Annotated in this window: 17 protein-coding genes and 1 pseudogene; 4 read left to right on the top strand and 14 right to left on the bottom strand. The window is 62.1% G+C overall.

Annotated features, from left to right (window positions below; genetic code table 11):
- Nucleotides 1-48: 48 nt before the first annotated feature.
- The 14 genes and pseudogenes from IVA95_RS35280 to IVA95_RS35215 all read right to left on the bottom strand — a co-directional run bounded on the left by IVA95_RS35280 (nucleotide 49) and on the right by IVA95_RS35215 (nucleotide 15,120).
- Nucleotides 49-1,035, bottom strand: a complete 987-nt coding sequence (locus tag IVA95_RS35280) for an oligopeptide/dipeptide ABC transporter ATP-binding protein (protein ID WP_247514701.1) — start codon at nucleotides 1,033-1,035, stop codon at nucleotides 49-51.
- Nucleotides 1,032-2,021, bottom strand: coding sequence for an ABC transporter ATP-binding protein (locus tag IVA95_RS35275; protein ID WP_247514700.1), 990 nt, complete (start codon nucleotides 2,019-2,021; stop codon nucleotides 1,032-1,034). The genes IVA95_RS35280 and IVA95_RS35275 overlap by 4 nt, the downstream gene beginning before the upstream one ends.
- A gap of 50 nt (nucleotides 2,022-2,071) precedes the next feature.
- Nucleotides 2,072-2,995: an ABC transporter permease gene (locus tag IVA95_RS35270; RefSeq protein WP_247514699.1), complete on the bottom strand. Its 924-nt coding sequence runs from the start codon at nucleotides 2,993-2,995 to the stop codon at nucleotides 2,072-2,074.
- Nucleotides 2,992-3,933, bottom strand: coding sequence for an ABC transporter permease (locus IVA95_RS35265; RefSeq protein ID WP_247514698.1), 942 nt, complete (start codon nucleotides 3,931-3,933; stop codon nucleotides 2,992-2,994). Before IVA95_RS35265 ends, IVA95_RS35270 begins: the two co-directional genes overlap by 4 nt.
- A 16-nt stretch (nucleotides 3,934-3,949) precedes the next feature.
- Nucleotides 3,950-5,554, bottom strand: coding sequence for an ABC transporter substrate-binding protein (locus tag IVA95_RS35260; protein ID WP_247514697.1), 1,605 nt, complete (start codon nucleotides 5,552-5,554; stop codon nucleotides 3,950-3,952).
- Between the two features lie 234 nt (nucleotides 5,555-5,788).
- The gene (locus tag IVA95_RS35255; protein WP_247514696.1) at nucleotides 5,789-6,958 is read right to left on the bottom strand and encodes an amidohydrolase/deacetylase family metallohydrolase; all 1,170 of its coding nucleotides are present in this window, start codon (nucleotides 6,956-6,958) and stop codon (nucleotides 5,789-5,791) included.
- A gap of 35 nt (nucleotides 6,959-6,993) precedes the next feature.
- Nucleotides 6,994-8,367 carry an amidohydrolase family protein gene (locus tag IVA95_RS35250; protein WP_247514695.1) on the bottom strand — a complete coding sequence of 458 codons (1,374 nt, stop codon included), beginning with the start codon at nucleotides 8,365-8,367 and terminating at the stop codon, nucleotides 6,994-6,996.
- Nucleotides 8,364-9,948, bottom strand: a pseudogene (locus IVA95_RS35245) (ABC transporter substrate-binding protein). Before IVA95_RS35245 ends, IVA95_RS35250 begins: the two are co-directional and overlap by 4 nt.
- Before the next feature lie 32 nt (nucleotides 9,949-9,980).
- Nucleotides 9,981-10,865 (bottom strand): polysaccharide deacetylase, encoded by an 885-nt coding sequence (locus IVA95_RS35240; protein ID WP_247514694.1) that lies wholly within the window; start codon nucleotides 10,863-10,865, stop codon nucleotides 9,981-9,983.
- Complete coding sequence (locus tag IVA95_RS35235; protein ID WP_247514693.1) at nucleotides 10,852-11,667, bottom strand: ABC transporter substrate-binding protein; 816 nt, start codon at nucleotides 11,665-11,667, stop codon at nucleotides 10,852-10,854. Before IVA95_RS35235 ends, IVA95_RS35240 begins: the two co-directional genes overlap by 14 nt.
- Before the next feature lie 13 nt (nucleotides 11,668-11,680).
- Nucleotides 11,681-12,445 carry an amino acid ABC transporter ATP-binding protein gene (locus tag IVA95_RS35230; RefSeq protein ID WP_247514692.1) on the bottom strand — a complete coding sequence of 255 codons (765 nt, stop codon included), beginning with the start codon at nucleotides 12,443-12,445 and terminating at the stop codon, nucleotides 11,681-11,683.
- Nucleotides 12,442-13,299, bottom strand: coding sequence for an amino acid ABC transporter permease (locus IVA95_RS35225; RefSeq protein ID WP_247514691.1), 858 nt, complete (start codon nucleotides 13,297-13,299; stop codon nucleotides 12,442-12,444). The genes IVA95_RS35230 and IVA95_RS35225 overlap by 4 nt, the downstream gene beginning before the upstream one ends.
- Nucleotides 13,296-14,120, bottom strand: a complete 825-nt coding sequence (locus IVA95_RS35220; protein ID WP_247514690.1) for an ABC transporter substrate-binding protein — start codon at nucleotides 14,118-14,120, stop codon at nucleotides 13,296-13,298. Before IVA95_RS35220 ends, IVA95_RS35225 begins: the two co-directional genes overlap by 4 nt.
- A 1-nt stretch (nucleotide 14,121) precedes the next feature.
- On the bottom strand, nucleotides 14,122-15,120 hold the full coding sequence (locus IVA95_RS35215; RefSeq protein WP_256470366.1) for an N-carbamoyl-D-amino-acid hydrolase: 999 nt from the start codon (nucleotides 15,118-15,120) through the stop codon (nucleotides 14,122-14,124).
- 149 nt (nucleotides 15,121-15,269) lie between these two features.
- Between IVA95_RS35215 and IVA95_RS35210 the strand changes: the two genes are divergently transcribed.
- From IVA95_RS35210 to IVA95_RS35195, 4 genes are all read left to right on the top strand, one after another.
- On the top strand, nucleotides 15,270-16,169 hold the full coding sequence (locus IVA95_RS35210; protein WP_247514689.1) for a LysR family transcriptional regulator: 900 nt from the start codon (nucleotides 15,270-15,272) through the stop codon (nucleotides 16,167-16,169).
- Nucleotides 16,170-16,603: 434 nt separating this feature from the next.
- Nucleotides 16,604-17,080 carry a hypothetical protein gene (locus IVA95_RS35205; protein ID WP_247514688.1) on the top strand — a complete coding sequence of 159 codons (477 nt, stop codon included), beginning with the start codon at nucleotides 16,604-16,606 and terminating at the stop codon, nucleotides 17,078-17,080.
- 1,035 nt (nucleotides 17,081-18,115) lie between these two features.
- The gene (locus IVA95_RS35200) at nucleotides 18,116-18,835 is read left to right on the top strand and encodes a response regulator (protein ID WP_247514687.1); all 720 of its coding nucleotides are present in this window, start codon (nucleotides 18,116-18,118) and stop codon (nucleotides 18,833-18,835) included.
- On the top strand, nucleotides 18,835-20,337 hold the full coding sequence (locus IVA95_RS35195) for an ATP-binding protein (RefSeq protein WP_346658094.1): 1,503 nt from the start codon (nucleotides 18,835-18,837) through the stop codon (nucleotides 20,335-20,337). Before IVA95_RS35200 ends, IVA95_RS35195 begins: the two co-directional genes overlap by 1 nt.
- Nucleotides 20,338-20,393: the final 56 nt, after the last annotated feature.

Genomic DNA, 20,393 nt, shown 5'->3' with positions numbered 1-20,393 from the left:
TTTTGGTCCACTCGAAGTCAATTCCAGAGGCAGTCCGCGCGACGCGCATCAGTTCTGTTCCGGAAGCGCACTGAGATGACACGCTACCCATTGACCGCCATGGGTCGACCTAAGCTCCGGCTCTTCCGTCCGGCAGCGATCGAACACGTATGGACACCTGGTGTGGAAGCGGCAACCGCTGGGCGGATTGATCGGGCTCGGCACGTCGCCCTTCAGGATGATCGGATTGCGAATAGCCCCGGGCTCCGGCACCGGCACCGCTGACAGCAGAGCCTTAGTGTAGGGATGCCTCGGCGCGGTGAAGATTTGCTGCCGTGGCGCCATCTCGACGATCTTGCCGAGGTACATGACGGCAACTCGGCGCGTCATGTGCTCGACAACAGCCAGATCGTGGCTGATGAAGAGCAGCGCGAGGCCGAACTCGCGCTGCAGATCCTGCAGCAGGTTGACGATCTGTGCCTTGACGGAGACGTCGAGCGCCGAGACCGCCTCGTCGCAGACGATCAGTTCGGGTTCCGCGGCAAGCGCCCGGGCGATGCCGATGCGCTGGCGCTGGCCGCCCGAGAACTCGTGAGGCCGGCGGCCCAGCGCGTCGCGCGGCAGGCGCACAGTGTCCATCAGCGCCGCAACCTTGGCCTCGAGTTCGGCCGAAGATTTGGCGAGGCGGAAATTACGGATCGGCTCGGCCAGGATATCGCGTACGCGCATGCGCGGGTTAAGGCTGGAGAACGGATCCTGGAAGACCACCTGCACGCGGCGGCGCATGCTGCGCAGCCCGCCGGGTGAAAGATCGTCGATACGCTGGCCATCCAGCACCACCTGGCCGCCGGTGATATCGAACAGCCGTAGGATGGCCCGGCCGACCGTCGACTTGCCACAGCCGGACTCGCCGACGAGGGACAGGGTCTCGCCACGCTCGACCTCGAAGGAGACGCCGTCCACCGCATAGACCCAGTTGGACTTGCGGCTGAACAGGCTGCCGCGGACGGGAAAATGCTTCTTGAGGTCGTTGACCTGGAGTAGCGGGGCGTTCATGCCGCAGCCGCCTCCTTGCGCGCGTAATGGCAGGCCGCGATGTGGCCGGGCCCCTTTTCTTCGAGGCCCGGGGCAATGTGCCGGCAGAGATCAGTCGCCAGCGCACAGCGCCCGGCAAAGACGCAGCCCTCAATCCGCCCCTTGAGGCTGGGCACCTGGCCGGGGATCTCGGCGAGCCGCCGCGCCGCACCTGATAGCGAGGAGCCGAGCTTGGGTACTGCGCCAAGCAGGCCCTGCGTATAGGGATGACGAGGCGAGCGAAACAACTCGGCCACGGGCGCCTCCTCAACCTTGCGGCCGGCATACATGACCATGACGCGCTCGGCGATTTCAGCGACCACGCCGAGATCATGGGTGATCAGAACGATCGCCGCGCCGACGCGGCGCTTGAGGTCCAGCATCAGATGCAGGATCTGCGCCTGGATCGTGACGTCAAGCGCTGTGGTCGGCTCGTCGGCGATTAGGAGCTTTGGGTTGCAGGCGAGCGCCATGGCGATCATCACCCGCTGCCGCATGCCGCCGGAAAGCTGATGCGGATATTCGCGCACGCGCCGCGCCGGCTCCGGGATGCCGACCAATGTCAGCATCTCGATCGCGCGCGCCCCTGCCGCCTGCTTGTCGAGCCCCTGGTGCATCCGCAGCGTCTCGCCGATCTGGCGGCCGACGGTCAGCACTGGATTGAGGCTCGTCATCGGCTCCTGGAAGATCATCGAAATGTCGTTGCCGCGGATCGCGCGCATCTCGCGTTCGGAGAGTTGCAGCAGATCCTTGCCCTGGAAGCGGATAGAACCCGCGATTTTGCCCGGCGGCTCAGCGATGAGCCGCATCAGCGACATCGAGGTGACCGACTTGCCGCAGCCGGATTCACCGACAATGGCCAGCGTCTCGCCTTCGTTGACATGGAAGGAGACGCCGTCGACCGCCCGATTGATACCCTCGGGGGTACGGAAATGGGTCTGCAGATTTTCGACTTCGAGCAACGCCATCAGATCAGAACCCCATCGGAAAACCGGTACGCACTTTTCCGGATCACGCTCTAGAGGCTTTTTGCCATTCGCGGATCGAGCGCATCACGCAGGCCGTCGCCAAGCAGGTTGACGGCGAGCACGGTGACGGACAGAAACGCGGCCGGAAAGAATACAATGTAAGGCTTGACCTGCCACAACGCCCTGCCCTCGGCCATGATGTTGCCCCAGGACGGAATGGTGGGCGGCGTGCCGGCGCCGATGAAAGAGAGGATCGACTCCACGATCATGGCGCTGGCGCAGATATAGGTTGCCTGGACCAGCATCGGCGCCAGCGTGTTGGGCAGGATGTGGCGCAGGATGATCATCGGCGTTCGGGTGCCGGAGGCCGTGGCAGCGTCCACATAGGGCTGCTCGCGCAGTGACAGCACGACACTGCGCACCAGCCGCGAGACGCGCGGGATTTCGGCAACCGTGATGGCTAGGATGACGTTGCCGACGCTCGCGCGCGTCAGCGCCATCAGGGCGACGGCGAGCAGGATCGGCGGGATCGACATCAACCCGTCCATGAACCGCATCAGGATGCTGTCCGCCCATCGCACGAAACCCGAAACGAGGCCAATGGCGAGACCGGCGAGCGAGGACAGTACGGCTACCGACAAACCTACGGTGAGCGAGACCCTTGCTCCGTAGAGCACGCGTGAATAGATGTCGCGGCCCAGCACGTCGGTGCCGAACCAATAATCCGCAGAAGGCAAGCGCGTACGCTTCGCAGGCGCGAGCGCGGTCGGATCGACGGTCCCGAGCCAGGGCGCGAAGATCCCCACCAACACGAGGCAGAGCAGCAAGGCACCGCCGATCGCCACCGTCGGATGATTGCGCAGGAAGCCGAGCACACCGCGCCGGATGGCCACCGGCAGCAGCAGGTCCGGCAGGTGGGGCGCAATGACGAGGCCCGGCGGCACCGGCACGGTTCTGGTTGTGGAGATGCTCAATAGCGGATCCTCGGATCGACCAGGGTGTAGGTGACGTCGACCAGCAGGTTGACGAGCACATAGAGGAAACTGAATAGCAGGACGATGCCCTGGATGACCGGGTAGTCGCGGCGCAGGATCGCGTCGATCGTCAGCCGGCCAAGGCCAGGGATGGCGAACACGCTTTCGGTCACCACGGCGCCCCCGATCAGTAGCGCAATGCCGATACCGATCACCGTCACGATCGGAACGGCCGCGTTTTTCAGCGCGTGAACGAACAGGATGTTGCGCTGCCCGAGGCCTTTGGCGCGGGCGGTGCGGACATAATCCTGCTGCAGCACCTCGAGCATGGAGGCCCGGGTAATGCGAGCGATCAGCGCGATGTAGACGGAGCCGAGGGCCAGGGCGGGAAGAATGAGGTTCTGCAGCCATGGCCAAAGGCCCGCCGCCAACGGCGTGTAGCCCTGCACGGGAAGCCATTCAAACTGCAGCGCAAACACATAGGCAAGGACGTACCCGACAACAAAGACGGGAAGCGAGAAGGCGAACACGGCGAACGCCATGATGGTGCGGTCCATCCAGCTTCCTGCCTTCCACGCCGCCGCCACGCCGAGCGGCACCGCCACCAGGATGGTCAGGACAAGCGTGATCGCCATCAGCGAGAACGTCGGCTCGATGCGCTGCGCGATCATCGAGGCGACCGGCAGGTTGGTGAAGATCGAGGTGCCGAGATCGCCATGCAGGATATGCCAGAGCCAGGTTCCGAACTGGACCAGAAACGGCCGGTCGAGACCGAGGCCCTGGCGTATGCGCTCAACGTCGGCGGGGCTCGCCTGGTCGCCTGCGATCACCGCCGCCGGATCGCCCGGCGCGATGTAGAGCAGGCTGAAGACGAACAGCGCGACGATGCCCATCACGGGCAAGGTCGAGAGAATGCGCCGGAAGATATACGAGATCATGTGGGATCACGCGCCGTCATGCCGTCTTCGACACGCCCCAGAAGAAGGGTAGCGGCCCCTTGGCGATACCGGAGACGTTCTTGCGCCACGCCGTGTAGCTCAGGAAGAAGCCGGTCGGCGCATAGACAACATCCCCGATCGCCGCTGCGTTGAGGCGCTTCACCGCAGCCTTCTCCTCATCGAGATTCTTGGCGTCGAACCATGCCAAAACTTCCTTTTCCACGGGCGCGCTTGTGGGCCAGCCAAACCACGCCTTGTCGCCATTGGCGCGAATGGCGTTGTAGGCGGCGGGACTGATGCAATCCGCGCCGGCGTGCCAGGTGTGAAACATCCCCCAGCCACCCTGGCCCGGCGGCGTCTTCTGGGCGCGGCGGGAACCGACCGTACCCCAATCGGTCGCGACGAAGTCGACGTTCATGCCCATTTGCTTCAGCAGATCCGCGGTGACATCGCCCTGCGCCTTGGTGATCGGCTGATCCTGCGCCACGACACACGTGACCGGCTGGCCTGAATAGCCGCTCTCGGCCAGCAACTTCTTTGCCATTGCGAGATCGCGCTTGCTCTTCAGGATCTCGCCGCCCTCTTCCGTGTAGAGTGGTGTATCCGGCGTGAAGAAGCCCGGCAGTGGCTTCCAGAGCGCGGTATCGTCGCCGACCAGCGCGCGCATGTAGTCTTCCTGGCTCAGCGCCGCGAGCACGGCACGCCGCACCTTCACATCGTTGAAGGGCGGATGCAGGTGGTTCATCCGGAATGAACCGATGTTGCCGAGGGGATCGGCGATGTCGACGTTGATGTTGCGGTTCTTCTTGAGCGACGGCACGAGATCGGTGATGGGGCTCTCCCACCAATCGACTTCGCCATTCTGAAGTGCTGCCGCCGCCGTAGCTGGATCCGGGATCACCACCCATTCGATGCGGTCGACCAGCATCTGCTTGCCGCCAGCGAGCCAGGATGCCTTTTCCTGCCGCGGCGTGTAATCGGCAAACTTCTCGAAAACCGCTTTGGCGCCGGGCACCCATTCGCCCTTTGCGAATTTCATGGGGCCCGATCCGATATATTCGGGGATCTGCTTGAACGGGTCCGTCTGGGCGATGCGCTCCGGCATGATGAAGGCACAGGGCGTGCTGTTCTTGCCCAACGCCAGCAGCATCTTCGGATAAGGCGCCTTCAGCGCCCATTTGAAGGTCCTGTCGTCGACGGCGGTCAGCTCGTTCTGGATCGCCTTGATCATCAGGCCCATCGGATCGCGCGCCGACCAGCGCGCGAGACTCGCCACCACATCCTTGCTGAGCACCGGCTCGCCGTCATGAAACTTGAGCCCCGGCCGTAGCCGAAAGGTCCAGACCAGACCGTCATCGGACACCTCCTCGGACTCGACCATCTGGCGCTGCGGCTGCAACATGGCGTCGAGGCCGTAAAGAGTGTCCCACACCAGCGCAGCGGCGTTACGCACGACATACTGTGTCCCCCAAATGGGATCGAAATTCGCGAGATTGGCCTGCGGCACAAAGCGCAGGGTGCCCGCGGCAGCGCCTTGGGAAAGAGCCGGCATCGAAAGGCCGCTCGTTGCCGCCAGGCTGCCCATCCCGGCCAATCCTTTCAACACAGTCCTGCGATCCATGGAGCTCTCCCAGTCTTGAGTTGTCACGGCGGTCCCGGCCCATTCATTGGCCGGAGGTTCGACGCCATATGAGGTGAAACGGGCCAGTCAAACCGATGCCAATCAGTCTCCTTTTGCTTGCAAGCGGTATGCCAGCACGGCCTGCTCGCGCTCCTGCCAGTTTCCGGCTGCTCACACGGGAAGCACTTTCGAGCGATCACATTTTCGCGCGGTTACATGCATTTGCGATTCTGCCTAACCTGCGAGCTGTTCGAACTTCGACGATTGCTTCGGATGCCACCAACGGCCAGCAATGACGACGCCTTCGGACACGATCTTGCGGTCGCCGATCAGGTGCTCGCCGACGACATCGACATAGTCGAACTGGCCTTGCTGGACCGAGATCAGGGTGGCATCTCCCGCACTTCCCGGCTTGAGGCTGCCGAGTTCGGGACGCCGCAGCGCCATCGCTGCATTAACCGTCGAAGCCGCGACCACATCGGCGAGCGGCATGCCCATGCACAGGAACTTGGACATGGTCGTCACTTGGTCAAAGGCCGGCCCATCGATGCACAGGGCATGGACATCTGAGGAAATGGTGTCGGGATAGAAGCCGTTGGCAAGCATTGCGCGGGCGGTCTTGAAGGCGAATGAACCTTTGCCGTGGCCGATGTCGAACAACACGCCGCGTTCACGCGCCTCCAGCACCACCCTCTTCACCGTGCCCTGGGCGGTGGCAGGCGTATTGGGAAACGGCCGGAATGCGTGGGTGAGAACGTCGCCTGGACGCAGGCGGGCCAGCACCTCCTCATAGCTCGGCGGCGGATGGTCGATATGCGCCATCAGCGGCATGCCGACCTCTTCGGCGACCTCAAGCGCGATATCAAGCGGCACGATTCCCGAAGTGCCCGAGGCGTGGAGCCCTACCCGCACCTTGATGCCGACGATGAGGTCGCGGTTGGCCTCGGCGACCTTCACGGCGTCGATCGGATTCATCAGGCGCATCTCCTCGCTCTCGCCGACCATGACCCGATGCGAGAAGCCGTAAATGCCGGCGTGGGAGACATGCAGATAGGCCAGAATGCGGACCTGGCTCGGCTCGATGACGTGCTTGCGGAAACCGGCGAAATTACCCGGGCCTGCGCTGCCGGTGTCAACCGCCGTGGTGACGCCGGAGGTGCGGCAGAACTCCTCGGCGTCGATGCCGAGCGAGGTGCCGCCCCAATAGACGTGGGTGTGCAGATCAATCAGGCCTGGAGTGACGATGTAACCCGATGCGTCGCGCACATCGGTTCCGGGATCGGCCTTGAGCTCGCTTCCGACCATCGCCACCTTGCCGCCTGCAAAGGCGACATCCGTCACGGCGTCGAGCTTCTGGGAGGGGTCGATCACTCGGCCGCCGCGCAAGATCAAATCGAAAGGCATTGCAATCTCCTGACAGTGCGTGTGCCGACCAGCGGTCACCCATTGAAGGCCGCCTGAGCTTCCGGCAAATCCCAAATTTTGTCGATCGCAGCGTTCGCGGCCGACATCATCGCGGTCTCGTCGCCGCGAATGTACTGGCCCGCATCGATCAGCACACGGCCGTCAACGATGACTAGATCGATGTTGGCGCGGTTTCCGAGCGCAACGAGCCCGCGGCGCGGATCGAACAGCGGCTGCAGATGGGGATGGGTCAGGTCGACGACGGTGAGGTCGGCGGTAGCGCCCGGTGCGATCGTCCCGAGGTCCGGCCGCTTGATGACCGCCGCCGCCGTTGCCGTGACCGACTCGATCAGCTCCGGTGCGTTGGCTACATCAGCGCGAGCGGACGCAATCTTCGAGATCATTGACGCCGCGTTGAGTTCGCCGAGCAGGTCCATATTGTAGCCATCGGTTCCGACCACCGTCCGCACGCCGTGCCCCGCGAACCGGCCGAACGCCGCGGTAACGCCTGAGCGCGCAAACACGCGCGGGCAGTTCAGCACCGTGGCGCCCCTCGCCGCCATCAGCTTCAAATCATTATCGGTGCTCGCGATGCAGTGCGCGGCCATAAGATCAGGCGCCAGAAGGCCCAGCCAGTCCAGATATTCGGCCGGCGTGCGACCACCGTGACGGCTCCCGATCATCGCGACTTCGGCCTGGCTTTGCGCGAGATGGGTGGTGATGGGAACGTCGAGTTCGCGCGCGCGAGCGGCGCACGCCCGCAGCAGATCCGGGCCGCAGGTGTCGGTCGCGTGCGGACTCATCGCAAGGCCGATCCGGCCGTCGCCGCGTCCATTCCAGCGATGATATAGTGCGTTCCAGGTATCCATATCGGCTTGGCCATCGTCGCCCGCGTAACGCACCACGCCGTCCGGTCCCGCCTTGGCATCCGAGGTCGAAAACAAATACGGCGCGCCATAGAAGCGGATCCCCATTTCCTCGGCGGCGTCGAACATCTCGGGGATGGTGTTGCGGAACGGCTCCATCACCGTGGTGGCGCCACCCTTCAGCAATTGCAGAATGCCGAGCCGAGCGATGGCGAGCCGCTCCGATGGCGACAGCAGGTCCCCGCCGCGCTTGGTCAGCGGCAGCAACACCGTATAGACGATGCTCTGATTATTCCGGCGACCATTGCCGTCCTCGGTATGCGTCCGGGCGACGGCTTCGCTGAAGCAGTGGTTGTGCAGGTTCAGAAGACCGGGCAGCACGAAGCGGCCCGGTCTGTCGAAGACCTCAGTTGCGGATGGCCGGTCGCGCGTGACGGCCGCGATCCGTCTGCCCTCCAGCAACACCCAGTGATCGCGGAGCACTTCCTGCGCGCCATCCCTGCGCGACAACACATAGCTGCCAAAGATCGCGATCGTGCTCATGCCGGTTTCACATTCCAGAACACGGCGGTACCGTCGAGGATACCGGTGACGTTCGAGCGGTACGCGGTCGGTTGTTTGTACTGACCGATCGGGAAGTAAGGAATTTCCTCGAACGATAACGCCTGGATATCGCGGCAGATCCGCTGTTGCTCGGCAAGGTTGGCGGCGGCGAGCCATTGGCTGCGCAGCGCCCCCATCTTCTCGCTCTTGTACCAGCCGGCCGTTTTGCTGTCGCCGCGCAGGTTCGAATTGCCGGCCGGGTTCAGCCAATCGATGCCTTGCCAGTTGCCAACGCCGGCGCTCCAGCCGCCCTGGGCGACGGAATCTTTTTTCAACTGCCGCTGCAACACCACGCCGAAATCCAGTCCGGCATATTCGACGTTCATGCCGGCCTGCTGCAGCATGTCGGCCGCGATGTCGCCGAGCGGCTTTTGTGCAACCGAGTTCGTGGGGACGAGCAGCACCACCTTCTCGCCATTGTAACCGGCGGCCTTCAGATCGGCCTTGACCTTCGCCATGTCGCGCGGCCCGCGGAAGACATCGAGGCCGACATCGCTCGCCATCGGCGTGCCGGGCGCAAAGAAGCCGATCGGCGACGATTGATAGGTAGGATCATCGCCTGCAACCGCGGTCATAAAGGCGGACTGGTCGATCGCGCCCAACAGCGCCCGGCGAATGGCGGGATTGTCAAACGGCGGCTGCAGATGGTTCACACGCAACATGCAGGTGTAGCCCCGCGGATCGAGAATCCGCGTTGTGATGCCGCCGGTGCGCTTCAGCACCGGCAACAGGTCGTGTGGCGTTGTTTCCTGCCAATCCTGCTCGCGCGTTTGCAGCGCAGCTACCCCCGTCGCGGCATCCGGCATCGTCGTCCAGACCACGCGGTCGTAGTGAACGATCTTGGGACCGGCGGTCCAATCGGGCTTGCTGTCCTGACGGGGCAGATAGCGATCGATAACGGGCGTACACGTTGCGCGCGCCCTGCACGCGCTCGTCAGCCACGAACCGGAACGGTCCGCTGCCCACCACCTCGGCCAGCGGCTTGAACGGATCATGGCTCGCCAGCCGCTCGGGCATCATGAACGGCGCCTGGATCGCAGCTTTGCCGAGCGCCGCAGGCAACAGAGGGAAAGGCCTGCTCAGCCGAAAACGGATGGTGCGGTCATCAGGCGCCGACAGTTCGTCCGTTGCGGCCATCAGCTCGGCGCCGAACCCGTCGCGGGCCGCCCAGCGGCGAATGCTCGCGACGCAATCACGCGCCAGCACGCGCTCGCCATCATGCCATAGCAGGCCGTCGCGCAACGTTAGGTCCCACTGCCGCTCGTCGTTGGAAACGACATGCCCGGACACCATCTGTGGCGAGACCTCGAGCGCCGAATTCATGCCGCAGAGCGTGTCGTAGACCATGAATCCATGGTTTCGGGAAACCTGCGCCGTGGAATAGATCGGATCGACAAAGGTCAGGTCGATTACCGGAATAAAGCGCAGCGTGGTCTGCGACTGCGCCCGCAGGATTCCCGGCAGCGACAACGCCGGCGCTGCGGCAGCGGCCCTTAGCAGTGAACGACGGGAAACGAGCATCGATGACCCCTGGAATATTTGATCGGCCGTTCTCAGAGGGCGGCCGCTTCGTGACTTCTGAAATTCGCCGCGATCGCCTCGCCGGTCGTGATCCACAGATCGGGGCAGGATTTGGCATAGGTGAGAAACTCGCGCAGCAGCCGAAGCCGCATCGGACGACCGCTGCATTGCGGATGCAGCACGGTCGTGACCATCGCGCCCCAATCCCTGACCTCATCGAGCTCATCCTTCCAGATCGAGAGCACATGCTCCTTCGGAAAGATCGGCCGCGGGCTGAATCGGGCGGACAATCCGTGCATCCAGTCGTCGTAGCTTGCCGTCACCGGAAGCTCGATCGTGCCCGGCCTGCCGTCTGCAAGGCGATGGCGGTAAGGCCGCACGTCGTCGCGAAATGACGAGGTGTAGATGATACCGTGGCGCACCAGCGCCACACGCAGCTCTTCAGTGAATTCGCCGTAGGGCGCGCGGTAGCCGATCGGCTTGACGCCGAGCCGGCGCTTCAGCGCCTCGAAGCCCCGCTCCAGTTCCTCCTCGATCCAGGGATCTCCCGGATCGGGCAACAGATGGTGATACCCGTGGTGGCCGATCTCGTGACCGGCCTTGAGAATGGCCTCCGCCATCGCGGGATGCGCATCCACCGACCAGCCGGTGACGAAGAACGTCGCTTTCAGATCAAGCTGATCGAGCAGCACCAGAAGTTTTGGCGTGCCGACGCGCGCCTCATAACCGCCATAGCTCATCGTGATGAGGCGCTGGGCGTGTAACGCATCTTTACTGGTCCAGGCGGTCTCCGCGTCCACGTCGAAGGAGAGGAACATCGCTGATGTATAGGGCTTTGGCCACGGATAATCCGGCGCCGGCGGCGCGGTATTCGCGGGAATGAGCGGAATGCTCGCAAGCGCTTTACTGTCCAGCATTGATGGTCGCCTTCTCTACGCCGTAGTCGGTCAATTTCCACTTCGCCAGCAAAGCACGGTAGGTGCCGTCAGCGATCAAGGAGTCCAGGGCCTCCACTACCGCTTGCTGCAGCACCTTCTCCTTCACGCCCAACGCAAGCCCGGTGAACTGGGTGGCGAACACATCGCCGACGGGGAGATAGACGCCCGGTTCGAGGTCCATGATGTAGGGAAGCGTCTCGCCCCCTTGGACGGCCGCGTCGATCCGTCCCTGCCTTAGCTGGGTCCGGGCATCGGCCGATCCTTCCGTGCCGACAAATTGAATCGGGTTGCCACCGCAATGGACATCGCTCCAAGCAGCGATCAGCTTCGGAAACGACGTGCGCCGGCTGGCACCGACTCTTTTCCCGCAGAACGCCGTCGTGTCCTTGAACTCGGCGGCGCGCGATTGCTGCACGAAAAAGCGAGGCCCGTTGCGAAGGTAATCGACAAAGGTCGCCGTATCCTGCCGGCTCGCCATATCCGTCATGCCGGACAGGATCGCATCCACCCTCCCCGTCGAAATCGCAGGCATCATCTGGTCGAAGCTGGTTTCGTTCCAGACGATCTTGACGCCGAGCTTCTTGCCGAGCGCCTCGCCAAGCTCGACGTCGAAACCGGTCAGCGTGTTGGTAGCTGGATCGCGGAATTCCATCGGCGGATAATTCGGTACGATCGCGACCTTGATACTGCCCTGCCTAGCGATTTCCGGAGGCAGCTCGATCGCCATGGCCGGAGCATTGGCGGCACTGAGGAACGCGGCCGCAAGAAAACGTTTCATCATGAAATTCGCTCCATCAGATTACCGCGGAAAGAAAGGATTGAGTACGTACTTCACGGGGCTTGCCCAGAACCTCCGCTGCAGGCCCGGACTCCACGATTGCGCCATGGTCCATATAGACGACCGTATCCGCTACCTCCCGCGCGAAGCCGAGCTCGTGCGTTACCACCATCATCGTCATGCCGGTGCGGGCAAGCTCCTTCATGACGGTGAGCACCTCTGCGACCAGTTCGGGATCGAGGGCACTCGTCGGCTCGTCGAACAGCATCAGCATCGGCTTCATCGCGAGTGCGCGGGCAATCGCCACCCGCTGCTGCTGGCCGCCGGAAAGCTGTGAGGGATAGGCATCAGCCTTCGCCGCCAACCCGACACGCCCGAGCAGCTCCATCGCCGCCGCCCGCGCTTCTTCCTGCTTGCGGCCCTGCACCTGCACCGGACCTTCGGTGATATTTTCAAGCGCGGTCTTGTGCGGGAACAGGTTGAAGCGCTGAAACACCATCCCGGTCTTCAGGCGCTGGCGTGCGATCTGCCGCTCGGTCAGGCGATGCAATCGCCCACCCTCTTCTCGTACGCCCAGCAACTCGCCATCCAGCCAGACACCGCCACTGTCGACTGACGTAAGCTGGTTGATACAACGCAGAAGCGTCGTCTTGCCCGATCCCGACGCGCCGATCAGGCAAAGCACCTCGCCTGCCCGGACGTCCAGCGAGACCTGCTTCAGGGCCTGAAACTCCCCGAAGCTCTTGCTAACCGAACGGATGGCGACAAGGGGCTGGGTCATCGGTTGATCTGCAATGCTCCACGCGCGAAGCGGCGCTCAAGTAGCATCTGCAGAGGCGTCAAAATTGATACGACGAGCAGATACCAGGAGCCGGCGACGATCAGGAGTTCAATCACGCGCGAATTCGCGTAATAGATATTCTCGGCGGCGTGCAGCACCTCCGGATACTGGATGACGCTTGCAAGCGACGTCGCCTTCACCATGCCGATGAACTCGTTGCCGAGCGGTGGGATTACGACCCGCATCGCCTGCGGCAGGATGATCCGGCGCAACGCGCGCAGCCGCCCCATGCCGATCGCCTTCGCGGCCTCATATTGTCCGACGTCGACCGACAGCATGCCCGCCCGCATCACCTCGGACGTGTAGGCGCCCTGATTGATGCCGAGGCCGAGCAGTGCCGACAGAAACGGCGTCATGACATCGACCGCCCGGGCCGACCACAGGCCCGGAATGCCGATCGTCGGAAACACCAGCGCGAGGTTGAACCACAGCAGCAGCTGCAGGATCAGCGGCGTGCCGCGGAACAGCCAGGTGTAGCCGGCGGCGACGGACGCGAGAACCGGATTGGACGAGAGCCTCATGATCGCGACGACCACGCCCAACACGATGCCAAGTGACATCGCGAGCACCGCCATCACCATGGTGTTGGTGATGCCCTCAAGGATCACTTTCGTGGTCAGAAAACGGCCGACATAGGTCCATTCGATCTGACCGTTGACGAAGGCACGACCGATCGCAGCCAACACGATGACAATCGCCGCCGCAGCGAGCCATCGCTGCCAATGAACCTGACGTGCGACCGTCATCCCCGAAATATCGGGAAAACCCTTCGCCAGCGGAGGCGCTGCTCTCATTGCGTGGACGCATTCATCATCGGCTGGGCCACCGCGTTCGCGCCCAATCCGTATTTGTCCAGAATGGCCTTATAGGAGCCGTCAGCGATCATGGCGGCGAGATGTTGCGTCACCACCTCGCGCAGCGCCACGTCGTCTTTCCGGAACATGATGCCCTGATAGCCGATGGCGAACGGCTCTCCGATGACGCGGTATTTCCCCGCCTCTTGCTGCTGGGCGTAGGGCAGCGTCTCGGTGCCTTGCACTGCGGCATCGATGCGTCCCTGCTTGAGCTGGTTGCGAACATCGACGCTGTTCTCGCCCGGAACATATTGCACGGCGGGCTTGCCGTTTGCCTCGCAATTCTGCTTGCTCCATTTCTCGATCTCGACCGGGAAGCTGGTGCTGCGCGTCGTCCCGACCTTCTTGCCGCAGAGATCGATGAGGGATTTCGCGGCATTCTCCGTCAGGACGAAGAACTGCGGCCCCGTCGCCAGATAGTCGATGAAATCGGCGGTCTCACGCCGCGAGCTGCGGTCCGAAATGCCACTGATGATGAAATCCGCGCGCTTTGTCTGCAATGAGGGGATGAGCTCGGCGAACGGCGTTTCGCTCCAGATGATCTTCACGCCCAGCCGTTTGGCGATTTCGTTGGCGAGATCGATATCGAGCCCGACGAGCTGGTTTGTCATGGGATCGCGGTATTCCATGGGGGCGTAGGTCGAGTTGACCGTCAGCCGCAATGTGCCCGCCTGCTTGATCGATTCCGGCAGCTCGGCGGCCTCTGCCGTTGCAATGGTCAGGAGCGCGGCGAACCCAAGGAAGAACGAGATACGTGTCATATCAGCTCCTTCGGCCCGCACTGCGACTGGCCGCTTGATGTTTAACCGCATCGAGCGTGGCCGGCTCGACAACACCGGCACGCTCCGTGATGATCGTGTATTGCTCCGGTCGCCGGTGCGCGGCGAAATTGAACATCTTGTCCTTGCCCTGGCGACAGAGATCGAGGTCGAGGTCAGCAACGATGATTTCGTCCGCGAGCGTTTGCGCTTCGGCGACGATCCGGCCATTGGGATCCACGATGCAGGAGCCGCCGATCAGTCCGGAGCCATCCTCGTTTCCCGCCTTGGCGACCGCGATCGCCCAGGTGGCGTTCATGTAGGCGTTGGCCTGGGTCACGAGCCTGGAATGGAAGGTGCGCAGCGCCGCATCTTCGGAGACACCGCCGTTTGGATCGTACGCCGCGGAGTTGTAGCCGACACAGACCAATTCGACACCCTGCAGGCCCAGCACGCGCCAGGCTTCCGGCCAGCGGCGGTCATTGCAGATCATCATGCCCATGATCGCGAAGTGCCAGTCCAGTCCCGCCCGAAAGGCAGGAAATCCCAGGTCGCCATACTCGAAATAGCGCTTTTCGAGCTGCTGATAGGCTGCATCGGCTCGCGGCTCGACCGAGCCCGGCAAATGCACCTTGCGATAGCGCCCGAGAATTTCGCCGTGGCTATCGACCAGGATCGAACAATTGAAGCGCCGACCGTCCGATGTCAGTTCGGCGTAGCCGATATAGAAGCCGATGCCGAGCGCCCGAGCGCGATCGAACAAGGACTGCACGGCCGGATTCGGCATCCCGCGCTCGAAGTAATGGTCAAGCGCTTCGCCCTCGATAAGCCATCGTGGGAAGAAGGTCGTGAACGCCAGTTCGGGAAAAACCACCAACGTTGCGCCGCGCGCAGCCGCCTCCTCCAGCAACGCCAACATGCGGCCAAGCGTATGCTCTCGCGTATCAGCTTTTTGCGTCGGCCCCATCTGAGCAGCGGCGGCGCGGAGAACTCGAACCAACATTGCCTCCAATCTGAGCGGATTGCTTACTCAAGAGGCGGGTGATCCCGCTCCGATAGCGCTCCGATGCAGAGGTGATTACGCGGAAGCGCAGCCCTAAACGCAATCACTCGTGCTATGATATTTTCGGTGAGACAATAACGGGCGGTTATATGAACCTGCGCCAATTGGAGATCCTGCGTGCCGTTATCCGCCATCGGACCACGGTCGCGGCGGCGGACGAACTGGCGCTATCGCAACCGGCGATCAGCAACGCGCTCAAGGCGATGGAGGCGCAGGCGGGCTTCGCATTGTTCGAGCGTATCAACAACCGGCTGTTCCCGACATCAGAAGCGATGGCACTCTACAAGGAAAGTGAAGCGATCTTTGCACTCCACGCCAAACTCGAAAATCGCGTGCGCGACTTAAGGGAGTGCCGCACCGGACTTCTATCGATCGTGGCGACGCCGCCGCTGGCCTACAGCATCATTCCGCACGCTCTATCGGACTTCCTGCGTCGCCGTCAGCAGACGCGTGTCTTCTTCGATGTGCGGCGTTACGAAGGAATCATCGACGGCGTTTCGAGCAGGGTCGCAGAGCTCGGCTTTGCGCTCGGGCTGTCGCATCATCCCGGCATTGCGCATGAGGTGGTTCATACCGGCGAAATGGTCTGCGTCCTGCCGCCGAACCATCCGCTGGCCGAACGGCCGGTCATTTCCGCTTCCGACCTTATCGGCTTGCCCTTCATCGGGCTGGAGCGCGGCACGCGATTGGGCGAAGCCGTACGCGAAAGCTTTGCGCAGGCCGGCGCGCCGTTCCAGCCAACTGTGGAGGTGCGATACTGTAATACGGCCTGCGTGCTCGCGGCCGCCGGCGTGGGCGCGGCGGTCGTCGATCCGTTTTCACCGCGCCAGAGCGGCGGCCAGGACCTGATCGTTCGGCCTTTCACGCCCAAGACCGTGGCCGTGGCCTATATGCTGTGGTCTGAGGCGGAGCCTTTATCGCGTCTGGCCAAGGCGTTCCTGAATGAAGTCCGGCAGGCGAGCCGCTCGCTGGACCGAGATGCCTCTTGAGCGTTGAACAGTGTGCAAACAGGGCCATCTGCGACGACTCTCCGTTGAGAAGCGCTTGCCCAACATGGAAGAGCCGGTTGCGGATTGAGACAGCTGTGCCGCCACTGACAGCCCAATTGGCCCCGCTGCCGCCGATCATGATGGCGTTCGCTTCTGCACTTGTAGGCAGCACCTTGCGCTTCCTGCTACCCCAGTGACACCGGCGGGGCCGAGAAGATCAAGGCTGCCTTGGAAGTCCTTGGCTGCACGGGCGCCAAGATGGAGAGGAAACCGAGGGCAGCGGTTCATCGTCGCGCGTCAGGAACATCTAAGCCGGCGTTAACCCTGTCGGCAAACGCCCGGTACGTGGGTCGGGTTGTTAGGTCAACCGCCGCCAAGTTGCCTCATTAGATCGGAGAATTTTCACCGGCACAAATTTAAGTCGGAGGAGCATCATGCTGAGAATGGTGTTGTTGGGCCTCCTCATTCCATTGGGTGTAGGGGTACTCGCGGCGATGGAACTCAGAACTCCACCGCGTAGTGCAGTAGCGGTCGTCCAGCCCCTTGCCGAGACAGCCGTAGGCATTTCCGATTCACATGGTGCGTTGGCGAAGGCTGATCGACTTGAAATTACCGCCACCAGCAGCGAGACGCCAGCGCAGCCTGCTCTAATCGACGAACGCATTTCTCCGTCGGAAGACATCAGTATCGGTTCTTCGGAGCCGCCGAGCGTGATCAACCGCCATCGGCACCATCCCAAATCAAAGAAGGTTACTATCGCGGCCTCTCCTAAGTCGAAGCCAAAGAAAACCGATATCAAGCGAACCGCCATTTCCGAGCGGCGAAAGGCCGCCAGCGACACCGGGCCCTGTCGGCTAAGCGCGTTTGGCGGCTTGCGGAAGGCTTTGAATTCAAACGACTGCGAGATCTGATTCACCGAGCCATAATTCGCCTTGAAGCGGCTTCGGTCGCTCTAACCTGATGTTATCCCTTCGTGCGAGAAAGCACCCAAGCTGCTCTACGGTTTGGAAAAGTGCGGAAAAGAGCAGAACAATCAATAGAGGACGCGCGCCCTCTCACTCCCCATCGTGCAATATCGCGGGTTTGGCGCACGTCCGGGGAACGGCGCTTTTTGCTTCCGTCGCAGATCATCGATCCCGCGAGATCGCTTCCGCCTTCGAACGGGCGCTCCGCATACGAACCTGAGATGTTGTTGCTCAGGCGTCAAACAGCCGCCCTCCGTCACGAGACGCGAAATGGCCATGCGACCCGCACCATACGTCAAATCAACTGGAGTGGCCGAGGTCGAGGCATTCCGCAACACGAGAACGAGCAGCCAACTTATCCGAAGTGCGGCTCTGCGAAGAAGCCGCCCCTTCTGTGTAGCGTCGTCATTATCGTTCCCGGCCGACGAGCCTCTCGAGATTTCCGGAACTGCCCTGTGAGAAACGGCGTCCATCGCGCACATGTAGCGCTCCTGCTTCGTTGAACAGGCGCACGATGAGGCCCGGTTGTCGCAGAACTTTGCCAGCCGCTACCGAGAATTGTCGCGATCTATCTCAGGGATGTTGCATTGGATAAATTCGCGACAGGTTGGAGCGCCTTGATGACTGCTCCTGTCAGCGCTCTTCAATCACCTTGCTTTTCGCTGCGGCTTCCCAAATTGCATCAGGTGTTGGCAGGACATAGGTTTGCGACACTTTGCGACAAAGACGGCTCGCCGGGACAAGGTTCTTCGACAGCTTGCGCCTAAAATGTTTCAGCCCAAGATCGGATCTGCACATAAGGACGGTTCCACTCGGAATGGGCGGGGATCTTGCGATCCCGATCTGACGCCACGATGCTGTGAGGGAAACTATGCAGCAAGGATTTGATCTCAGCCGACCGTACGCGGCCGATACATTCTGTTACACTTTTCCGATGGGTTGGGTGCTGGACTTCAGTATGATGCGGAACGGAGCACCTGGATGGAATCGACACCGCACATCGCCGTCGTGGACGATCACCGTGATATCCGCGACTTGGTCGGCAAATATTTGATGCAGCACGGCTACCGCATCAGCCTTGCGGAGAATGCTGTCGCACTCCGCCGTTTGCTCGAACGAAATGCTCTGGACCTGGTGGTTCTTGACATCATGATGCCAGGCGAGGACGGATTGTCCCTCTGCCGTCATTTGCGCAGCACCACTGACCTCCCCATTATCCTGTTGACTGCCATGGCGGAGGAGACCGATCGTATCGTCGGGCTGGAAGTGGGCGCTGATGACTACGTGACCAAGCCGTTCAATCCCCGCGAACTCCTCGCCCGCATCAAGGCGGTGCTTCGACGAGTCCAAAGCCTGCCGCCGCAGAAAGGCCGGCTCGCAACCAAGGTTGTACGTTTTGATCGGTGGACCTTTGACGTCAACCGGCGCGAGTTGCTCGGAGACGACGGCGTTGCTGTGCCGCTCAGCACGGCAGAGTTCCGCCTGTTGTGCGCATTTCTCGATCATCCAGGCCTGGTACTCAGCCGCAATCAGCTTCTTGACCTGACCGTCGGCCGAGATGCCGATCCGTTCGACCGGAGCATTGACAATCAGGTCAGTCGCTTGCGGAAGAAGATCGAGGCCGACCCGAAAGTACCAGCCTTGATCAAGACTCACTGGGGTGGTGGATACAGCCTTGTCGCAGAGGTCGAGCAGCCATGATGAGCTTGTGGAAGCGCAGCCTTGCCGCCCGCTTCATCTGTTTCACGCTGCTGTCCCTCGTGCTGTCACAAGCAATCGTGTTCTTCATTTCCTGGGATGAGCATGGGCAGGCGATTCGGAAGGCCGCCAAGGGCGAGATACTCAGTCGGTGCGCCTCTCTCGCCCGGGTCTTGGAAGCGACGCCTCCGGCGCTGCAGACCGATATCCTTAATGCCAGTAACACCAGTTCAGCGAGATATTGGATATCGACCAACGGTCTGAAGGATGCCTCCGCGTGGCGAGAGGATGCATGGGAGCGCTTGGCGCAGCCATTGCCGCGCGTATCCTTTCCCGGCCACAGCGTGCCCGCCGAGGTGAGACCGGATTTCGCCCGAAAGAATGCCAGCAGTAGCAGCGACACCTCCTCGCAATGGATCGACCTGAAGCCGGAAGCTTGGCCGTTGTCCCGACCAGCGAAGTTTCTTTATCTCGATGACGCCACCGGCATGGGCTTGGCCGTTCAGTTGGCGAACGGCGCATGGCTGAACACTGCATTTGCCAAACCCGCGCAAGACGGTTTCTGGACCTCCAAATCCACCCTGACGCTCGGCCTTTCGGCGTTGTCGTTGTCGATCATTGCCGTATTCGCCGCACGCGGCATTGCACAACCATTGCGCCGTCTCGCCGTGGCGGCTGAAGCCCTCGGTCGTGGTCAGGAGGTCGTACCGCTGCCGGAAACCGGCCCCGACGATATCCGACGCACCGCCGAGGCATTCAATCGCATGCAAGCGCGACTGCACCGTTTCGTCGACGATCGCACCAAAATGCTGGCCGCCATCGGTCATGATTTGCGCACCCCCCTGACTTCGCTCCGCTTGCGTGCCGAATTCGTGCCCGACGAGGACGTCCGCGAAAAAATGCTCTCCACCATTGCCGAGATCCAGACGATGACAGAGGCGACTCTCGCATTCGCCCGCGAAGATGCGACCGCAGAAAATACACGCACCGTGGACCTCTCGGCTCTCGTGGAAAGTCTCTGCGACGATCTCGCCGAACTCGGTCATGACGTTTCTTTCTCGGAGGGACAGAAGGTCAGCTACAGCTGCCGACCAGACGCACTCCGCCGCGCATGCCGCAACCTCGTCGAAAATGCCATTCGTTATGGCGAGCGGGCGCGCGTCAGCGTGGAGAGACGAGCAGATAGTATCGAAATCATCATCTCGGATGATGGACCCGGTATTCCCGACAGCGCCCAGGAGCAGGTTTTTACGCCATTTTTCCGGATGGAGAATTCGCGAAACCGCGAAACAGGAGGCGTGGGTCTCGGCCTTTCCATCGCCCGGACCATTGTCCGCCACCACGGCGGAGATATAGCCTTGACCAACAAGCCGAAGGGACTACACGCGGCTATTAGCCTGCCAGCGCAGGAGGGTGCGCCGCCTCCCATCGGCCGACCGATTACGGTCGCAGGAGAGAACGTTATCAATGCTCTCGAACCCGCACCGCGCAGCATCTCCGCTTGAGCAGGCAGTTCGGGCAAGATTTTGTCGATCGTGATCGGAAACTCCCGAACACGTAT

Source organism: Bradyrhizobium sp. 157 (assembly GCF_023073815.1).
In the GTDB taxonomy this organism is placed as follows: Bacteria; Pseudomonadota; Alphaproteobacteria; order Rhizobiales; family Xanthobacteraceae; genus Bradyrhizobium.
The sequence above is the reverse complement of the archived record's forward strand: the minus strand, read 5'-3'. Positions and strand labels throughout refer to the sequence as shown.

What these genes read in the sequence shown, in the direction of transcription:
- IVA95_RS35240 (WP_247514694.1), bottom strand. Translation starts at nt 10,865, where the DNA reads ATGCTGGACAGTAAAGCGCTTGCGAGCATTCCGCTCATTCCCGCGAAT.
- IVA95_RS35275 (WP_247514700.1), bottom strand. Translation starts at nt 2,021, where the DNA reads ATGGCGTTGCTCGAAGTCGAAAATCTGCAGACCCATTTCCGTACCCCC.
- IVA95_RS35265 (WP_247514698.1), bottom strand. Translation starts at nt 3,933, where the DNA reads ATGATCTCGTATATCTTCCGGCGCATTCTCTCGACCTTGCCCGTGATG.
- IVA95_RS35255 (WP_247514696.1), bottom strand. Translation starts at nt 6,958, where the DNA reads ATGCCTTTCGATTTGATCTTGCGCGGCGGCCGAGTGATCGACCCCTCC.
- IVA95_RS35210 (WP_247514689.1), top strand. Translation starts at nt 15,270, where the DNA reads ATGAACCTGCGCCAATTGGAGATCCTGCGTGCCGTTATCCGCCATCGG.
- IVA95_RS35230 (WP_247514692.1), bottom strand. Translation starts at nt 12,445, where the DNA reads ATGACCCAGCCCCTTGTCGCCATCCGTTCGGTTAGCAAGAGCTTCGGG.
- IVA95_RS35195 (WP_346658094.1), top strand. Translation starts at nt 18,835, where the DNA reads ATGAGCTTGTGGAAGCGCAGCCTTGCCGCCCGCTTCATCTGTTTCACG.
- IVA95_RS35260 (WP_247514697.1), bottom strand. Translation starts at nt 5,554, where the DNA reads ATGGATCGCAGGACTGTGTTGAAAGGATTGGCCGGGATGGGCAGCCTG.
- IVA95_RS35220 (WP_247514690.1), bottom strand. Translation starts at nt 14,120, where the DNA reads ATGACACGTATCTCGTTCTTCCTTGGGTTCGCCGCGCTCCTGACCATT.
- IVA95_RS35215 (WP_256470366.1), bottom strand. Translation starts at nt 15,120, where the DNA reads ATGTTGGTTCGAGTTCTCCGCGCCGCCGCTGCTCAGATGGGGCCGACG.
- IVA95_RS35225 (WP_247514691.1), bottom strand. Translation starts at nt 13,299, where the DNA reads ATGAGAGCAGCGCCTCCGCTGGCGAAGGGTTTTCCCGATATTTCGGGG.
- IVA95_RS35200 (WP_247514687.1), top strand. Translation starts at nt 18,116, where the DNA reads ATGGAATCGACACCGCACATCGCCGTCGTGGACGATCACCGTGATATC.
- IVA95_RS35205 (WP_247514688.1), top strand. Translation starts at nt 16,604, where the DNA reads ATGCTGAGAATGGTGTTGTTGGGCCTCCTCATTCCATTGGGTGTAGGG.
- IVA95_RS35235 (WP_247514693.1), bottom strand. Translation starts at nt 11,667, where the DNA reads ATGATGAAACGTTTTCTTGCGGCCGCGTTCCTCAGTGCCGCCAATGCT.
- IVA95_RS35280 (WP_247514701.1), bottom strand. Translation starts at nt 1,035, where the DNA reads ATGAACGCCCCGCTACTCCAGGTCAACGACCTCAAGAAGCATTTTCCC.
- IVA95_RS35250 (WP_247514695.1), bottom strand. Translation starts at nt 8,367, where the DNA reads ATGAGCACGATCGCGATCTTTGGCAGCTATGTGTTGTCGCGCAGGGAT.